Below are 16,322 nucleotides of genomic sequence, written 5' to 3'. Positions count from 1 at the left end.
CCTTCATGGCCACCTTCGCTCTGATCGTGACCATTGGCGTCGCGCTCGGTTTCACGTACACGAACGGCTTCCACGACTCGGCGAACGCCATCGCCACCTCCGTGTCGACGCGCGCCCTGACGCCGCGGGCCGCGCTCGCCATGGCCGCGGTGATGAACCTCGCCGGCGCGTTCCTCGGCAGCGGGGTCGCGAAGACCGTCAGTGAGGGGCTGATCCAGACGCCCGAGGGCTCGAAGGGGATGGGCATCCTCTTCGCGGCCCTCATCGGCGCGATCACCTGGAACCTGATCACCTGGTACTTCGGTCTGCCGTCCTCGTCCTCGCACGCCCTGTTCGGCGGCATGGTCGGCGCGGCGCTGGCCGGTGGCACGACGGTCTACTGGAACGGTCTGCTCGACAAGGTCATCATCCCGATGTTCCTCTCGCCGATCGTCGGTCTGCTCGTCGGCTATCTCGTGATGACCGCGATCATGTGGATGTTCCGGCGGTCCAACCCGCACAAGACCAAGCGCGGTTTCCGTATCGCGCAGACGGTGTCCGCGGCCGGCATGGCGCTCGGGCACGGTCTTCAGGACGCCCAGAAGACGATGGGCGTCGTGGTGATGGCGCTGGTCATCGCCGACGTCCAGGGGCCGAACGACCCGATCCCGGTCTGGGTGAAGATCACCTGCGCAGCGATGCTGTCGCTGGGGACGTACGCGGGTGGCTGGCGCATCATGCGGACGCTCGGGCGGAAGATCATCGAGCTCGATCCGCCGCAGGGCTTCGCCGCCGAGACGACCGGTGCGTCGATCATGTTCACCACGGCCTACATCTTCAAGGCGCCGATCTCCACGACCCATGTCATCACCTCGGCGATCATGGGTGTCGGGGCGACGAAGCGGGTGAACGCCGTGCGGTGGGGTGTCGCCAAGAACATCGTCCTCGGCTGGTTCATCACCATGCCGGCCGCCGCGATCGTCGCGGCGTGCAGCTTCTGGGTCGTGAACCTGGCGTTCCTGTAGGAGCGTGATCGCTTCCGCGGCGCCTGGTTTGTCGGGGCCGGTCCTCCGAGAGGGCCGGCCCTTGCTGTTTCCCTCCGCCGGGCGGCGGGCGCCGGTCGCATCCTGCCTTCGCGGGCAGGGCGGGCGGCCTTCGGTGGCTTGATCATGCGGTCCTCGGGGAGCTCGGCCCGAGGGTTTTCGCCCCCTCCGCCCCTTCCCTTCCCGACCCCGGGGGCTGCGCCCCCAGACCCCCCTTCGGCCTGAACGGCCTCGTCCTCAAGCGCCGGACGGGCTGGATGCCGCCGGGCGCGCGAGATCGCGGGGGCGGGACGGCCGCGAGTGGGGCAGCCCCTGGACGGATGGCTTCGGGGGGTCCGCCCCGGCTTCCGGGACGCGGGAAACGAACGGCCCCGCCCCCAGGAGTCGGGGGCGGGGGGAATCCGAACGGGCCTGCCCTCGGGGGGCCGGGGGCGGGGGGGGGGAATCGAACGGGCCTGTCCTCGGGAGCCGGGGCGGGGGGAAATCGAACGGGCCTGCCCGCGGGAGCCGGGGCGGGGGGAATCCGAACGGGTCCGCCCGGAGGAAGCCGGGGGCAGGGAGAAACCGAAGGGGCCTGCCCTCGGGAGCCGGGGCGGGGGGAATCCGAACGGGCCGGCCCTCGGGGGGCCGGGGGCAGGGGGAAATCGAACGGGTCCGCCCGGAGGAAGCCGGGGGTGGGGGGGAAGGCCGAACGGCCCCGCTCCTGGAAGCGGGGGTGGGGGGAAAATGAACGGGCCCGCCCCCGGGAGCCAGGGGCGGGCCCTTTCGTCCTCGCGGTGGCACCGCCATGCAGCACCGCGAGGGGTTTCGGGAGGCGGTCCGGTCAGCCGAAGCGACCGGAGATGTAGTCCTCCGTGGCCTGGACGGACGGGTTGGAGAAGATGCGCTCCGTGTCGTCTATCTCGATGAGGCGGCCGGGCTGGCCGACCGCGGAGAGGTTGAAGAACGCGGTGCGGTCGGAGACGCGGGCGGCCTGCTGCATGTTGTGCGTCACGATGACGATCGTGAAGCGCTCCTTCAGCTCACCGATCAGGTCCTCGATGGCGAGGGTGGAGATCGGGTCCAGGGCCGAGCAGGGCTCGTCCATGAGAAGGACCTGAGGCTCCACCGCGATCGCCCGCGCGATGCACAGACGCTGCTGCTGACCGCCGGACAGGCCGGACCCGGGCTTGTTCAGCCGGTCCTTGACCTCGTTCCAGAGGTTCGCGCCCTTGAGGGACCGCTCGACGACGTCGCTGAGCTCGGACTTCTTGTAGGAGCCGTTGAGCTTCAGGCCCGCCGCCACGTTGTCGAAGATCGACATCGTGGGGAACGGGTTGGGGCGCTGGAAGACCATGCCGATGGTGCGGCGCACGGCGACGGGGTCGATCCCGCTCCCGTACAGGTCCTCGTCGTCAAGCAGCACCTTGCCCTCGACGCGGCCACCGGGGGTGACCTCGTGCATGCGGTTCAGGGTGCGCAGGAAGGTCGACTTGCCGCAGCCGGAGGGGCCGATGAAGGCCGTCACGGAGCGGGGCTCGACCGTCATGGAGATGTCTTCGATCGCCTTGTGGGCGCTGTAGTAGGCGGTGAGACCGCTTACGTCGATTCGCTTGGCCATGTCAGTCACTGCTTCTTTCGCAAAGGATCGGGTCGCTGATCGGCCGCGTCAGCGGCCCGTCTTGGGGGCCTTCCAGCGTGCGATGGCGCGCGCCCCCATGTTGAGAATCATGACGAAGAGGATGAGGGCCAGTGCCGCTGCCCAGGCCCGGTCGGTGGCCACGTCGGTTCCGGCGCTGTACTGGCGGTAGATGTACAGCGGGAGCGAGGCCTGCGGGCCGTCGAACGGGTTGTTGTTGATGAAGTTCGTACCCCACACCAACAGCAGCACAGGAGCGGTCTCGCCGGCGATACGCGCGACCGCGAGCATCACACCCGTGGTGATACCGCCGATGGACGTCGGCAGAACCACCTTGATGATGGTGCGCCACTTCGGGATGCCGAGCGCGAGGGAGGCCTCGCGCAGCTCGTTCGGGACGAGCTTGAGCATCTCCTCGGTGGAGCGGACCACCACGGGCATCATCAGGATCGCGAGGGCCATCGCGCCGGCGAAGCCGGAGTAGCCCATACCCAGGATCAGGATCCAGAAGCTGAGAACGAACAGGCCGGCGACGATCGACGGGATGCCCGTCATGACGTCGACGAAGAAGGTGACCGCACCGGCGAGCTTGCCGCGTCCGTACTCGACGAGGTAGATCGCGGTGAGCACGCCGATCGGCACAGCGATCAGGGTCGCGATGCCCACCTGCTCCAGGGTGCCGAGGAGCGCGTGGTAGATACCGCCACCGGGCTCGTTGTCGGCGACCACACCCATGGAGTGGGTCAGGAAGTACATGTCGAAGGCCTTCGCACCACGCTTGATGGTCTCCCAGATCAGGGAGGCGAGCGGGATGACGGCGATGACGAAGCAGGCCCACACCAGGGTGGTGGCGATGCGGTCCTTGGCCTGGCGGCGGCCCTCGACGCGCGCGGCGATGACGTACGTACCGAGGACGAAGAGGATCGCGGCGATCAGGCCCCACTGGACCTTGCTGTCCAGGCCGGCGCCCAGGCCGATGCCCACGGCCACGGCGACGGCTCCCGCGGCGATGGCCCAGGAGGACCACTTGGGGAGGGTGTTGCCGCGCAGCGTGCTGGCGTGCTTCCGGGTGACGGGTGCGTTGCTCATGCGTTGGCCCCCGAGTACTCCTTGCGGCGGTTGATGATGTAGCGCGCCGCACCGTTGACCAGCAGGGTGATGATGAACAGGACGAGACCCGAGGCGATCAGGGCGTCCTGGCCGAACACCGTGGCCTCGTTGAACTTGCTCGCGATGTTCTGCGCGAACGTGCCGCCGCCCGGGTCGAGCAGGCTGGCCTGGATCTGGAAGGTCGGGGAGAGCACGGTGGCGACGGCCATCGTCTCGCCGAGCGCGCGGCCGAGGCCGAGCATCGAGGCGGAGATCACGCCGGAGCGGCCGAAGGGCAGCACCGACATGCGGATGACCTCCCAGCGCGTGGCACCGAGGGCCAGCGCGGCCTCCTGGTGCATCTGCGGCGCCTGGCGGAAGACCTCACGGCTCACGTTGGTGACGATCGGAAGGATCATGATCGCGAGCAGGAGGCCGACGGTGAGCATCGAGCGGGGTGCTCCGCCCTGCCACGTGAAGATGCCGGTCCAGCCGAAGTAGTGGTCGAGCCAGCCGAACAGGCCGGTCAGGTGCGGCACGAGGACGATCGCGCCCCACAGGCCGTACACGATGGACGGGACGGCGGCGAGCAGGTCGATCACGTACGCGATGGGCCCGCCGAGCTTGCGCGGCGCGTAGTGCGTGATGAACAGCGCGATTCCGACCGCGACCGGGACCGCGAGGGCCATGGCGATGATCGCGGAGACCACCGTGCCGAAGGCCAGCACCGCGATGCCGAAGACCGGCGGAATGGTGTTGGTGTTCCACTCGAACGTCGTGAGGAAGTTGCCCTCGTTCTTGCTGAGCGCAAGGGAGGCGCGGTAGGTGAGGAAGACCGCGATGGCGGCCATGATCACCAGGAGGAGGATGCCGGAGCCGCGGGACAGCGCGAGGAACACGCGGTCGCCGGGGCGGGTGGCGCCGCGGGCGGCGCGCTTCCGCGAGGCACCCGAAGATCGTGGGGCGGGGGGAGGCGCTTCAGTGTTCTTTGTCGATATGTCCATCATGAGTCTCCGGTCTGCGGAGCCGGATCGAGTGGCGGCTCCAGGCGGCGGTGCACCGGACGGTGCGGCCCGCCTCGGCGAGGCGGGCCGCACACTCGGATCAGCCCAGGTTCGAGATGGTGGAACGAACCTTGGTGATGATCTCGGCGGGGATCGGGGCGTACTGGGCGGCGGTCAGCTGGTTCTGGCCGTCCTCGCTCGCGATGTAGGTCAGGAAGGACTTGGTGGCGGCCAGGGTGTCGGCCTTGTTGCCCTTCTCGCAGAGGATCTCGTAGGTGACCAGCGTGAGCGGGTAGGCACCCTCGGCGGTCGGCTTGTAGTTGAGCTTGAGGGCCAGGTCGTTGCCGGTGCCGACGACCTTGGCGGTCGAGATCGCCTTGGTGGCGTTCTCGACGGTGGCCTTGACCGGGGCGGCGGCGGCCGTCTTGAGGTCGGCGGCCTTGATGCCGTCAGCGGCGTAGGAGAGCTCGAAGTACGAGATGGCGCCGGGGGTCTGCTTCACCTGCTGGGCGAGGCCGGCCGAGCCCTGGGCGGACTGGCCGCCCTGCGCCTGCCACGCCTTGCCGCCGGAGTACTTCCAGTCCGCCGGGGCGGTGGCGATGAGGTACTTGGTGAAGTTGTCCGTGGTGCCGGACTCGTCCGAGCGGTGGAACGCCTGGATCTTGGTGCTGGGGAGCGTCGCGGTGGGGTTCAGCTTCTTGATGGCCGGGTCGTTCCACGTCTTGATCTTGCCGTCGAAGATCTTGGCGATCGTCGAGGAGTCCAGGACCAGGTTGTCGACACCGGGGACGTTGAAGCCGACCGCGATGGGGCCACCGACCATGGGCAGGTCGATCGCGGCGTTGCCGCCACAGGTCTTCTTGGCGGCCGTGGCGTCCTCGGGCTTGAGGGCCGAGTCCGAACCGGCGAACGCGGTCTGACCCTGGGTGAACGCCGTGACACCGGCGCCCGAGCCGGTCGGGTTGTAGTTGATCTGAACGTCCTTGCAGGCGGCCGTGTAGGCCTTCACCCAGGCGTCGATCGCGTTCTTCTGCGCGGAGGAGCCGGAGGCCTGCAGCTGTCCCTTGGCGTTGTCGCACTTGATGGAGCCGGTGTTGCTGGCCGAGGCCGAGCTGCCGCCACCGTTGGACTTGGTGCCGGTGTCGTCAGAGCCGCACGCCGTGAGGGCCAGGGCGCCGGAGACGGCGAGAGCACCGAGGGTGAGGGCACGCCGGTTCATGCGCTGAAGCTTCACTTCGGGAGTTCCTTCCAGGAGCCGCCGTCTGTGTGGCGGCGTGCGATGTCTGCGTAATGCGGTCCGTAGCGATGGGAAGGGTTCGCCCTGGGGCGTCCTTCGCACCGTGTAAGGCCGAAATTAGGCAGATCAGGTGAAGGCGCCGAAGGCCGTAAGTGAACGGAGGGTGAACCCCTGACGGCGGTGCGGTGAGGTCACGGAACGCTCACGTCGAGGACACGGCTGTGTCCCGGCCGAGGGGGCCAAAAAGGAAACTCCAGGTAATCGAACGGGTGCGGATGTGTCGCGCGGTACCCATGTTCCCGTCATGCCTCATTCGCCTCGATTTCCTCATGAGCACCAGCGAAGGGCGCGCTCGCTACGCTGAGTGCCCGTCGGTGGCTCCGCCGGGCTGTCCGCACGTGGCGAAGGCCCGCTCCGGATGCCGGACTGTCCGCACGTGGCGAGGCTCCGCTCCGGATGCCGGGGCGGCGCCCTCCCACACAGGGGAACACGTCATGCGAGTCGCAGCGCGTCCAGCAGTGCGTCCACGAGGTCGCGGTCCCGGGGCTGGGTGAGGCGGTGGCGGGCGGCGGTGGGGGAGACCCAGAGCACGCGGTCGACCTCGTCGTTCGGGGCGAAGCGGCCGTCGGCGGCCTCGGCGGCCCAGTAACGGACCTCTTTGGGGCGGCCGGCGACGAGATAGCGGAGCGTGGGGAGGACGGCGCCGGGGACGGCGTCGTAGCCCGTCTCCTCCTCCACCTCGCGCAGCGCGCCGGTCAGGAAACCCTCGCCGCGCTTCAGCTTGCCCTTCGGATGCGACCAGTCGTCGTACTTGGGCCGGTGGACCAGGCAGATCTCCAGTGCGGAGTCGACCGGGGAGCGGCGCCACAGGACGCAGCCCGCCGCTTGGATGGTGTCGTCGGCCATGGGGCCTCCCTCACGGGGTGCGTACGGCTTCCTTCTGCCAGGCCTGCTGGAAGGCGAACCGCGCCGCCTCCACCTCGTGCCGCTGGTCGGCGTGCAGCACACCGAGCGCGTACGCCGTCGCCGGCGCGATGCGCGGGGTGCGTGCCGCCGACGCCGCGGCGGACGCGGCCTCCGCCGCGTCCCGGTGCCGGTTGAGCGCCTTGCCCGCGCCGAGCAGACGTACGTCGACGGGGCACTCCCCCTGGTGCAGCGCCTCACTGGCGTAGCGGTGCAGCCGCAGCAGCAGCCGGACCTGGTGCCAGGGCGCGTCCTGCGGCTGGGGAGCGGTGTCGGCGGAGAGGCCGTGCACGAGGGCCTCCGCGTTGTAGGGGTGGCCCGCCACGACCAGCGGCAGCGCGGTGACGGCGTCGGTCAGCCGGTCCTGGGCCGCGGCGGCCAGCGGACGCAGGTCGGTGGTGTCCGCGGCCGGGGCCAGCGGAACCTCACTGGCGAGGACGGCGACGCTGTCGGCGACGGCGTGGAAGCGGGAGGAACCGAGCGCCTGGAGGGCCGCCGAGTGGGCGCGGGTGCGGGCGAGCGTCAGCTGGCGGTCGAGGAGCGCGCCCGCCTTCGCGGCGCCGATGGTCAGATGGCCCGCCTTGGGGGCCGCGGCCGGGGTCCGTCCGGCCTGGGCGGGCAGGGCGGCCGTGCCCGACAGCCGGTTCAGCGCGCCGAGCAGCCGCTCCAGGCGTGCGGCATAGGCGTGCTCGCGCGCCAGGGTGCCCGAGAGCCAGGCCAGTTCGGGGCGCATCCCCTCCGACCAGTCCGCGTCGAGCAGCGGCCGGAAGGTGTGCAGGCTGCCGCTGATGCGGCGGGCGGAGCGGCGCAGGGAACGCGCCGCGTCGCCGGACTCCCCGGCCCCGCTCGCCGTGGCACCGGTCTCCCGGTGCTGGCGCAGCGAGCGGAGGAACTCCGTGGCCTGGGCCCGCAGATAGCCCGCCAGGGCGTCACCGATCGGGGCACCTCCCTCGTCGAGGGGGGCCGGGGTCCTGGGGGCCGTCCCGGCCACGGAGCTGGTGGGGGGATCAAGGTGCTGCTGTGCCACGCCGGCGCCTCCGGGCGTCTATGAGCATCTCCTGGACGTTCCGCAGGGGCTGGCCCTCCGCGTCGGTCGCGTGGCGGATCCACTCGCCGTCGGGGCCGAGGTGCCAGGAGGCCGTGGTGTCGGACATGCCGGTCTCCAGCAGCCGGTTGAGGGCTGCACGGTGAGCCGGGTCGGTGACCCTGACCAGGGCCTCGATCCGCCGGTCGAGGTTGCGGTGCATCATGTCGGCGCTGCCGATCCACACCTCGGGTTCGCCGCCGTTGCCGAAGGTGAAGACCCGGGAGTGCTCCAGGAAGCGGCCGAGGACGGAGCGGACCCGTATGTTGTCGGACAGGCCCGTGACGCCGGGGCGGACGGCGCAGATCCCGCGCACCCATATGTCGACCGGCACGCCGGCCTGGGACGCGCGGTACAGCGAGTCGATGAGCGCCTCGTCCACCATCGAGTTGACCTTGATGCGGACGAAGGCCGGACGCCCGGCGTTGTGGTGCTGGACTTCCTTGTTGATCCGCGCGATCAGGCCGTCGCGCAGGGACTTGGGCGCGACGAGCAGACGGCGGTAGGTCTCGCGGCGCGAGTAGCCCGAGAGCCGGTTGAAGAGGTCGGAGAGGTCCGCGCCGACCTGCGGGTCGGCGGTGAGCAGTCCGAGGTCCTCGTACAGCCGGGCGGTCTTCGGGTGGTAGTTGCCGGTGCCGACGTGGGAGTAGCGGCGCAGCGTGTCGCCCTCCTGCCGGACCACGAGCGACAGCTTGCAGTGGGTCTTCAGACCGACGAGGCCGTACACCACGTGGCAGCCGGACTCCTCGAGCTTCCGGGCCCACTTGATGTTCGCCTGCTCGTCGAAGCGGGCCTTGATCTCGACCAGGACGAGGACCTGCTTGCCGGACTCGGCCGCGTCTATCAGCGCGTCCACGATCGGTGAGTCGCCGGAGGTCCGGTAGAGCGTCTGCTTGATGGCGAGCACGTCCGGGTCGGCCGCGGCCTGCTCCAGGAAGGCCTGCACCGAGGTGGAGAACGAGTCGTACGGGTGGTGCAGCAGGACGTCCCGCTCGCGCAGCGCGGCGAAGATGTCGGGCGGGGACGCCGACTCGACCTCCGCGAGGTCGCGGTGGGTGCCGGCGATGAACTTGGCGTACTTCAGCTCGGGCCGGTCCAGGGCGCCGATGCCGAAGAGGCCGGTGAGGTCCAGGGGACCCGGCAGCGGGTACACCTCGGCCTCGGAGATCTTCAGTTCGCGTACGAGGAGATCGAGGACGTACCGATCGATGGACTCCTCGACCTCCAGGCGCACCGGCGGGCCGAAGCGGCGCCGCATGAGCTCCTTCTCCAGAGCCTGGAGCAGGTTCTCGGCGTCGTCCTCCTCGACCTCCAGGTCCTCGTTCCGGGTGAGCCGGAAGGTGTGGTGCTCCAACACCTCCATGCCGGGGAAGAGCTCCTCCAGATGGGCCGCGATCACGTCCTCGATGGGGACGTAGCGGTTCGGGGAGGCCTCCAGGAAACGGGAGAGCAGGGGCGGGACCTTGACGCGCGCGAAGTGGCGGTGGCCGCTGACCGGGTTCCGTACGACGACGGCGAGGTTCAGGGACAGGCCCGAGATGTACGGGAAGGGGTGCGCGGGGTCGACCGCCAGCGGGGTCAGGACCGGGAAGATCTGGTGCCGGAAGAGAGTGAACAGGCGGGCCTGCTCCTTCTCGGTCAGCTCGCTCCAGCGGACCAGGTGGATGCCCTCCTCCGCGAGCGCGGGGGCGACGTCCTCCTGGTAGCAGGCCGCGTGCCGGGCCATGAGTTCGCGGGAGCGGGCCCAGATCATCTCCAGGACCTCGCGGGGCTGGAGGCCCGACGCGGACTTGGTGGCGACCCCGGTGGCGATGCGGCGCTTCAGGCCGGCCACCCGGACCATGAAGAACTCGTCCAGGTTGCTGGCGAAGATCGCCAGGAAGTTCGCGCGCTCCAGAAGGGGCGTGTTCGGGTCCTCGGCGAGTTCCAGAACGCGCTCGTTGAACGCCAGCCAGCTGCGCTCCCGGTCCAGGAACCGGCCTTGCGGCAGCATGATCCCGTCCTGCACCGTGTCCTCGTACTCGTCGAGGTCGGCGTCGAGGTCGGGCTCCAGGTCGGAGACGTTGGCCGCGACGGTGTGCGGACGATGCGCGGCGATGGAGCCGACGGAGGGCTGCGGGTGCTGCACGGGTGCCTGGGCGCTTCGCTGGTTCATGGACCCATTCTTCCGTGCCGAGGGCGAGACCGGCGCGTCGGAGAGGGCGGGCGCCAGCGCGCCGATGCGGAAATTCCCGTTCCGCATGGCTGGCGTACGCTCACTCCCCGTAGACGGAGAGGACTCGTTCTCCGACGAGGGAGAAGGCTCGGGCACGGCAGGCTGCATTCCTTGAGCGTCGCAAGGTCACCTGAATCGATGGTTACGGCGACATGACGTGCGGGCTATCGGGGGGCGGCTCCCGGACGTCTGCACGCCCGGGAGCCGTGTACGCACCCACCCCCGTGAGGTGCGTGCCTGCTGGGGATACCGCGGGTTACGGAGTACGGCGGCGCAGCAGAGCGAAGGCGGCGGCGGTCGCCAGCCCCGCGACGGCCAGCAGCAGGCCGCTCTCCACGAGCTGGAGAAGCCAGAAGTGCGACTCCGGCTGATAAGTCGTCCAGAAATCGGTGAGCCCCGTCCGCTCCACACATTTCCCGAGGGCGGCGGCGCTGTCGGTTCCGACGCAGGCCATGTTGGTGCTCAGCCTCTCGCCGTCGCCGGTGACGGCACCGTGTTCGAGGACCAGGGCGCCGTGCGGGAACTGGAGTGCGGCCCGTCCGGTGGTCGTCTCGGCAGGCCACAGGCTCATCCGGAACCTGTCGAGCACCTCGTGCAGGACGTACGCCGCGGCGAGGGCGACCGCGGCGGCGGGCAGGGCCCTGCGCAGGACCAGGCCCGCGAGCGCGCCGAGGGCGAGACCCGCGAGGGCGTACGCGACGGCGACCGGGCCGGTGGAGATGTAGACGTTGGTGTTGAACCAGCCGCCGGTCAGGTCCCCGTTCCCGGCACGACGTGCCCAGTCGCTGAGTACGACCGCCGGTGTGATGGCCGCCGTGAGCAGGACCGCCGGGACGGCGAGCTTGGCGGCCAGCCAGCGCGCCGGGGTGACGGACTGGGTCCAGGCCAGCAGCGCGGTGCCGCTCTCCAGCTCACGGCCGATCAGCGCGGCACCCGCCCAGACCGCGACCGGGTACATCAGATACGTGAGCCCGATGGCGGCGAGGTCGAGACCGTAGCTGTAGATCTTGTCCGCCGTGGTCTCCCGGATGATTCCGCAGTCCGCCAGGAAGTCCGACGCGTCGCAGTCGCCGACGGCCTCGCGGGCGTCGGGACCGATGGCGTGCATCCAGATCAGGGCCGCCACGAGGGTGAGCAGGGCGGCGCCCCAGGCGTACAGGGCCGTGCGGTGCAGGCGCAGCACGGTCCAGGTCAGGCCGGACGGGCGGCGCAGGGTCGGGGCGCTCATGAGGTGGACGTCCTCCCCAGGACGCCGAAAGCGACGGCGACGAGGATCGCGGCAGCGGCCAGCAGGACGCCCGTCTCCAGGAGCTGGCGGGGCCAGTAGTCGGGGGAGGGGAGGTACGTGCGGGTGAAGCCGACGACGTGGTGCCGTGCGAGGCACGCGTGACTGTAGGCGCAGTCGGGGTCGGGGATCTCCGCACCCGTGGAGGTGATCGCCCGGCTTCGGACGGCCAGCTCGGGCTGTTGGTAACTGCCCTGGAAAGGCCAGGAGTTGGCGCGGAACGCGATGACCGCGCTCTGTGCGATACCGGCGACGGCGAGGGCGGGCAGGGTGCGGCGCAGCACGAGACCAGCGAGAGCGCCGACGGCCAGACCGAGGAGCGGTGCGGCGACAGTGCCCGGGCCGAGGGAGAAGTACAGGGCGCGCGGCCCGATGCCGGCCAGCAGGAGATTGCTGTGGGCCGACCAGAGCATTCGGTACAGCGCGACCAGCAGGCCCGTTCCCACGGTGATGAACAGCGCCGGAACCGCCAGTTTGGCGGCGAGCCAGCGGGCGGGGGTGACGGACTGGGTCCAGGCCAGCCGGGCGGTTCCGTTCTCCAGCTCGCGGGCGATCAGCGAGCCGCCCGCGAAGACGGCGACGGTGAACGAGGCGACGTCGAGCAGGAGGGCCGGGGTGTAGAAGAGATCGTTGTAAGGGGACGAGAAAGGGAAGTCCGGAATCCCGACGGCCCAGGCGTCGTGTTGCACGCCCGCGTAGCCGAACGTGTCGAGCAGACGCTGCGTATGGCCGGCTCTGGGGCCGTACAGCCACAGCATCAGGCCGGCGGTGACCACCACGAAGCCGGTCCAGATCCACAGGGCGGTGCGGTGCAGCCGAAGGACCGTCCAGACCAGGCCGCGGGGCCCGGGCAGGGCGCGGCGCAGGGGGGACGTAAGGGTGGTGGCGCTCATCGGGTCACCGTCTCGGGGGTCGCGGTCGTGCCGGGCGTGAGGAGCGCCGGGGCGGAGGGGGAGCGCAGATGGGCGAGGAGCAGTTCCTCCAGGGACGGCCGCTCGGCCTGCCAGTGGTCGTCCACCGGCCCGTCGTTGCGTATCAGGGCGGTGAGGCCGCGGCCGGTGGCGCGGGACTCGACGACGAGGTGCGGGGCGAGGTCGGTGGGGGTGCCGCGGCCGGTCACCAGGGTGTGCGCGAGGAGCAGGTCGTCCAGGCCGCCGCCGAGCCGGATGCGGCCGCCTCCCAGGAGCAGCAGGTGATCACAGGCGTCGGCGAGTTCGGCCACGATGTGCGAGGACATCAGCACCGTGGTCCCCCGCTCGGCGGCGTCCGCCATCAGGGTGCCCAGCAGTTCATGACGGGCCAGCGGGTCCAGGTCGGCCATCGGCTCGTCCAGCAGCATCAGGTCGGGCCGCTTGCCCAGCGCGAGGGCGAGTGCCACGCGGGTCCGCTGGCCGCCGGACAGCCTCCTGACCCTGGTCCCGGGGTCGAGCGAGCCCTGTTCCACGATCGCGGCGGCGTACGAGGCGTCCCAGCGGGCCGGGTTGAGTTCGGCGCCCAGCCGCAGGGTCTCGGCGATCGTGAGCTGGGGGTGCAGGGGTTTGTTCTGGGAGAGGTAGGCGATGCTCTCGCGTGCCTCGCCCGGGGTGGCGCCGAGCACGGTGAGCGTGCCGGCGGCGGGCCGCAGGAGTCCGGCCGCCGCCGCCAATAGCGTCGACTTGCCCGCGCCGTTGGGGCCGACGAGGGCGCTGATCCGTCCGGCCGGGAGGCGGAAGGAGCAGTCGTCCAGGGCCGCTGCGGAGCGCCGGCCGTAGCGCACGGTGAGACCGTGCGCCTCGATGGCGACGGTGGGTCGGGTGGTGCGGGTGGAACTCACTGGTCCCCCTTCGGGAAATGTGCGTCCAGTACGGAGCCGAACAGCGCTGCCACGTCCTCGCGGTCGAGGCCCGCCGCGCGGGCGCTCCGGGCCCAGGCGTCGAGCTCTTCGCGCAGGGGCGAGTCCGCCGTGGCGGCGCCGAGCGTTCTGCGGACGAAGGTGCCGAGGCCGCGCCTGGCCTCGACCAGACCCTCGCGCTCCAGCTCGCGGTAGGCCTTCAGGACGGTGTTCGGATTGATGGCGGTGGCTTCCACGACCTCGCGGGCCGTGGGGAGTTTGTCGCCCGGTTCGAGCAGACCGAGGCGCAGTGCCTGCTTCGTCTGCTGGACGATCTGGACGTAGGTGGCGACGCCGCTGCGCCGGTCGATGCGGTACGCGACCACTCGGACAACCACCCTTTCACTAATTGAGTAGTGAAAGGGTGGTGGAAGAGGTGGGTCGCCGTCAAGTCGCGGACAAGCGGAGGGTGTTGCTCCGGCGGAGAATCAGGCCGCCTGCCAGGCACGCAGGGTGTTCGGAAGCGGCGTCCGGAAATTTCTTGGCCGATGTGTGAACCGATCGGCGGGGCTCGTCCGATGAGGGGATGTGAGGGAAACGAGAAGCGACGGAGAGCTGCTGCGGGCCATCGCAGCGGACGGGGACCGTCGCGCCTTCGAAGAGCTGTACCGGCGGTATGCGCCATGGCTGACCGCGCGGCTGCGCGGCCGGTGCGCCGACGCCGGGATCGTCGACGATGTCGTCCAGGAGACCTTCCTCGCGGTCTGGCGCGGCACCGCCCGCTACCGCGAGGAGGGCGACCCGGCCGGCTGGCTGTGGCGCATCGGCTCGCGGCGCCTCGTCGACACGATGCGCGGCGACGGCGCGCGCGGTCGGCTCCGGCACGCGCTGGCCCGGCTCCGGCACCGCGACGAGGCCTCGGCGGAGGAGCGCGTGCTGGCAGGCGTCGAACACGGCGACCTGGCGGGCGCGCTGACCAGACTCTCGCCCGAACTCCGGGCGGTTCTCCAGGCCACGGTGATCGACGGGCTCAGCACCAGGGAAGCGGCCGTCCTGCTCGGTATTCCGCCGGGCACGGTCAAGACGCGGGCACTTCGTGCGCGCAAGCAGTTGCGGGAGGCGTTGGCATGAGCGACGACCGTCGCACAAGCGATGGCACCGACATGAGCGGTGACATGAGCGGTGACAGCCGTACGACCTGGCATGTGCCGGAGGAGGACCTTCGGGCCTATGCGCAGGGCGAGTTGGTGCCGCCCCGTCTGTGGTCCGCCGACACCCACCTCGCCACGTGCGCGAAATGCCGGGAGACGCTTTCCGCGATGAGCGACCCGGTCGCACTCGACGCCGGGTGGGAGCGGCTGGACGCCGAGCTCGACGCCCCGCGACCGGGCCCGGTCGAGTGGCTGCTCGTCCGGCTCGGCGTCGCCGACCACACGGCGCGGCTGCTCGCCGCCGCACCCGCCCTGCGCCGCTCCTGGCTGGGCGCGATCGTCGCCCTCCTGGTCATGACCGTGGCCGCGGCCAACGCGGTCCAGTCCGGAGCCACGCCCACCCTCTTCCTGGCCCTCGCGCCGCTGCTCCCGCTCGCCGGGGTCGCCGTGTCCTACGGCCCGGCGCTCGACCCGACCTACGAGATGGCGGTCGTCTCTCCCCTGCACGGCTTCCGGCTCCTGATGATCCGCACCGTCGCGGTACTCACCGTGGGCCTCGGGGTCAACGGCCTCGCGACCCTCGCCATCCCTTCCTACGGACTGCGTGCCCTGGCCTGGCTGCTGCCCGCCCTCGCCCTCACCGCGACCGGACTCGCGCTCACCTCCCGGCTCGGTCCCGTCCTCGCCCCCTCCCTGGTCGGCGGCGGCTGGGTCGCCCTGCTGGCCGTGGCACGGGCGACCACGGAGTCCGACGCCACGCTCGCCCCGTTCACGGCGGCCGGACAGGGCGTCTCCGGGGCCGTCGCGGTACTGGCAGCCGGACTCCTCTACCTCGCGCGGGACCGGTTCGACGCGTCCCGCCTCCCGCTCACCGACTTCACCGACAGGAATGCCGCATGATCCCCACCGTCTCCGCCTCCGGCCTGACCCTCCGCTTCGGCGGGACGCTCGCACTCGACGACGTCTCCGTCCGCCTCGGAGCGGGAGTCACCGGACTCCTCGGGCCCAACGGCGCCGGAAAGACCACCCTGTTGCGGGTGCTCGCCACCGCCGTGCCCGCCGACCGGGGCTCCTTCACGGTCCTCGGACACGACCCGGGCACCACCGCCGGACGCCTCGAAGTGCGGCGCGCGCTGGGCTACCTGCCGCAGACACCCGGGTTCCACCAGGACTTCTCTGCCTTCGAGTTCGTCGACTACGTGGCGATCCTCAAGGAACTGACCGACCGCACCGCCCGGCACCGCGAGGTGCGCCGGGTGCTGGAGGCCGTCGACCTGTCCGATGTGCGCGGCAAGCGCATCAAGCGGCTGTCCGGCGGTATGCGCCAGCGGGTCGCGCTGGCCGCCGCGCTCGTCGGCGACCCCGGCTTCCTCGTCCTCGACGAGCCGACCGTCGGCCTCGACCCCGAACAGCGCATGCGCTTCCGGGAGCTGATCGCCCAAGCGGGAGAAGGACGCACCGTCCTGCTCTCCACCCATCAGACCGAGGACGTCGCGATGCTCTGCCACCAAGTGATCGTCATGGCCGGCGGCCGCATCCGCTTCGAGGGCACCCCGGCCGAGCTGACCGATCGAGCGGCCGGCCGGGTGTGGAGCAGCACGGAGCGCGATCCGGCCGCCCGAGCCGGATGGCGTACGGGCACGGGCGCCTTCCGCAATGTCGGCGATCCGCCCGAGGGCGCCGAACTTCTCGAACCAACGCTGGAGGACGGCTACTTGCTCACTCTCGACGGCGAGACCGCGGAGGTCGCGGCATGAGTTTCCTGAGTCAACCTCTATGCCGCCAAGGGTTCCTCAGCGGCTGCGCTGACCTTGCCGTTGGCTTGGTGGATGGCGGGGTCGTAG

15 protein-coding genes are annotated in these 16,322 nt (G+C 70.7%); 4 read left to right on the top strand and 11 right to left on the bottom strand.

The genetic code is table 11. From position 1 onward, the window contains the following. The first annotated feature begins 5 nt into the window (after positions 1-5). Entirely contained in the window at positions 6-1,004 is a 999-nt protein-coding gene (locus ACFYR3_RS42425) for an inorganic phosphate transporter (RefSeq protein WP_355841052.1), read from the top strand. A gap of 841 nt (positions 1,005-1,845) precedes the next feature. Here ACFYR3_RS42425 and pstB read toward each other — a convergent pair. The 11 genes from pstB to ACFYR3_RS42370 form a co-directional block, all read right to left on the bottom strand. Next, positions 1,846-2,622 carry a phosphate ABC transporter ATP-binding protein PstB gene (pstB, locus tag ACFYR3_RS42420; protein WP_355841054.1) on the bottom strand — a complete coding sequence of 259 codons (777 nt, stop codon included), beginning with the start codon at positions 2,620-2,622 and terminating at the stop codon, positions 1,846-1,848. 48 nt (positions 2,623-2,670) lie between these two features. Further along, positions 2,671-3,729, bottom strand: coding sequence for a phosphate ABC transporter permease PstA (gene pstA, locus ACFYR3_RS42415; RefSeq protein ID WP_389287596.1), 1,059 nt, complete (start codon positions 3,727-3,729; stop codon positions 2,671-2,673). Then, entirely contained in the window at positions 3,726-4,733 is a 1,008-nt protein-coding gene (gene pstC, locus ACFYR3_RS42410) for a phosphate ABC transporter permease subunit PstC (RefSeq protein WP_389287615.1), read from the bottom strand. The genes pstA and pstC overlap by 4 nt, the downstream gene beginning before the upstream one ends. Positions 4,734-4,833: 100 nt before the next feature. Continuing rightward, positions 4,834-5,967 (bottom strand): phosphate ABC transporter substrate-binding protein PstS, encoded by a 1,134-nt coding sequence (gene pstS, locus ACFYR3_RS42405; protein ID WP_389287595.1) that lies wholly within the window; start codon positions 5,965-5,967, stop codon positions 4,834-4,836. Between the two features lie 495 nt (positions 5,968-6,462). Continuing rightward, positions 6,463-6,876 (bottom strand): NUDIX hydrolase, encoded by a 414-nt coding sequence (locus ACFYR3_RS42400; RefSeq protein ID WP_355841059.1) that lies wholly within the window; start codon positions 6,874-6,876, stop codon positions 6,463-6,465. 10 nt (positions 6,877-6,886) lie between these two features. Continuing rightward, complete coding sequence (locus tag ACFYR3_RS42395; protein ID WP_389287592.1) at positions 6,887-7,960, bottom strand: CHAD domain-containing protein; 1,074 nt, start codon at positions 7,958-7,960, stop codon at positions 6,887-6,889. Further along, a complete protein-coding gene (locus ACFYR3_RS42390; protein WP_355841061.1) occupies positions 7,941-10,172 on the bottom strand; it encodes an RNA degradosome polyphosphate kinase in 2,232 nt (743 codons plus the stop codon). Before ACFYR3_RS42390 ends, ACFYR3_RS42395 begins: the two co-directional genes overlap by 20 nt. A gap of 316 nt (positions 10,173-10,488) precedes the next feature. Further along, the gene (locus ACFYR3_RS42385; RefSeq protein WP_355841063.1) at positions 10,489-11,460 is read right to left on the bottom strand and encodes a hypothetical protein; all 972 of its coding nucleotides are present in this window, start codon (positions 11,458-11,460) and stop codon (positions 10,489-10,491) included. After that, complete coding sequence (locus ACFYR3_RS42380) at positions 11,457-12,410, bottom strand: hypothetical protein (protein ID WP_389287590.1); 954 nt, start codon at positions 12,408-12,410, stop codon at positions 11,457-11,459. The genes ACFYR3_RS42385 and ACFYR3_RS42380 overlap by 4 nt, the downstream gene beginning before the upstream one ends. Beyond that, the gene (locus ACFYR3_RS42375; protein ID WP_355841067.1) at positions 12,407-13,330 is read right to left on the bottom strand and encodes an ABC transporter ATP-binding protein; all 924 of its coding nucleotides are present in this window, start codon (positions 13,328-13,330) and stop codon (positions 12,407-12,409) included. Before ACFYR3_RS42375 ends, ACFYR3_RS42380 begins: the two co-directional genes overlap by 4 nt. Next, complete coding sequence (locus ACFYR3_RS42370) at positions 13,327-13,713, bottom strand: GntR family transcriptional regulator (RefSeq protein ID WP_389287613.1); 387 nt, start codon at positions 13,711-13,713, stop codon at positions 13,327-13,329. The genes ACFYR3_RS42375 and ACFYR3_RS42370 overlap by 4 nt, the downstream gene beginning before the upstream one ends. Positions 13,714-13,915: 202 nt before the next feature. On the opposite strand from ACFYR3_RS42370, the gene ACFYR3_RS42365 reads away from it, so the two are divergent. From ACFYR3_RS42365 to ACFYR3_RS42355, 3 genes are read left to right on the top strand one after another with little or no spacing between them, the layout of a single operon-like run. Next, a complete protein-coding gene (locus ACFYR3_RS42365) occupies positions 13,916-14,458 on the top strand; it encodes an RNA polymerase sigma factor (protein ID WP_261702099.1) in 543 nt (180 codons plus the stop codon). A gap of 44 nt (positions 14,459-14,502) precedes the next feature. Then, complete coding sequence (locus ACFYR3_RS42360) at positions 14,503-15,378, top strand: zf-HC2 domain-containing protein (protein WP_355841423.1); 876 nt, start codon at positions 14,503-14,505, stop codon at positions 15,376-15,378. Further along, complete coding sequence (locus ACFYR3_RS42355) at positions 15,375-16,235, top strand: ABC transporter ATP-binding protein (RefSeq protein ID WP_356784647.1); 861 nt, start codon at positions 15,375-15,377, stop codon at positions 16,233-16,235. Before ACFYR3_RS42360 ends, ACFYR3_RS42355 begins: the two co-directional genes overlap by 4 nt. Positions 16,236-16,322 lie beyond the last annotated feature (87 nt).

Source organism: Streptomyces sp. NPDC005784, from assembly GCF_042871525.1.
In the GTDB taxonomy this organism is placed as follows: domain Bacteria; phylum Actinomycetota; class Actinomycetes; order Streptomycetales; family Streptomycetaceae; genus Streptomyces.
Note: the sequence above shows the minus strand (reverse complement) of the source record. Positions and strands in the feature narration are given on the sequence as shown.

Bases quoted from the DNA above. Each gene is read 5' to 3' on its own strand.
- ACFYR3_RS42425 (WP_355841052.1), top strand. From the start codon at position 6: ATGGCCACCTTCGCTCTGATCGTGACCATTGGCGTCGCGCTCGGTTTC.
- pstB (WP_355841054.1), bottom strand. From the start codon at position 2,622: ATGGCCAAGCGAATCGACGTAAGCGGTCTCACCGCCTACTACAGCGCC.
- pstA (WP_389287596.1), bottom strand. From the start codon at position 3,729: ATGAGCAACGCACCCGTCACCCGGAAGCACGCCAGCACGCTGCGCGGC.
- pstC (WP_389287615.1), bottom strand. From the start codon at position 4,733: ATGGACATATCGACAAAGAACACTGAAGCGCCTCCCCCCGCCCCACGA.
- ACFYR3_RS42400 (WP_355841059.1), bottom strand. From the start codon at position 6,876: ATGGCCGACGACACCATCCAAGCGGCGGGCTGCGTCCTGTGGCGCCGC.
- ACFYR3_RS42390 (WP_355841061.1), bottom strand. From the start codon at position 10,172: ATGAACCAGCGAAGCGCCCAGGCACCCGTGCAGCACCCGCAGCCCTCC.
- ACFYR3_RS42385 (WP_355841063.1), bottom strand. From the start codon at position 11,460: ATGAGCGCCCCGACCCTGCGCCGCCCGTCCGGCCTGACCTGGACCGTG.
- ACFYR3_RS42380 (WP_389287590.1), bottom strand. From the start codon at position 12,410: ATGAGCGCCACCACCCTTACGTCCCCCCTGCGCCGCGCCCTGCCCGGG.
- ACFYR3_RS42360 (WP_355841423.1), top strand. From the start codon at position 14,503: ATGAGCGGTGACAGCCGTACGACCTGGCATGTGCCGGAGGAGGACCTT.
- ACFYR3_RS42355 (WP_356784647.1), top strand. From the start codon at position 15,375: ATGATCCCCACCGTCTCCGCCTCCGGCCTGACCCTCCGCTTCGGCGGG.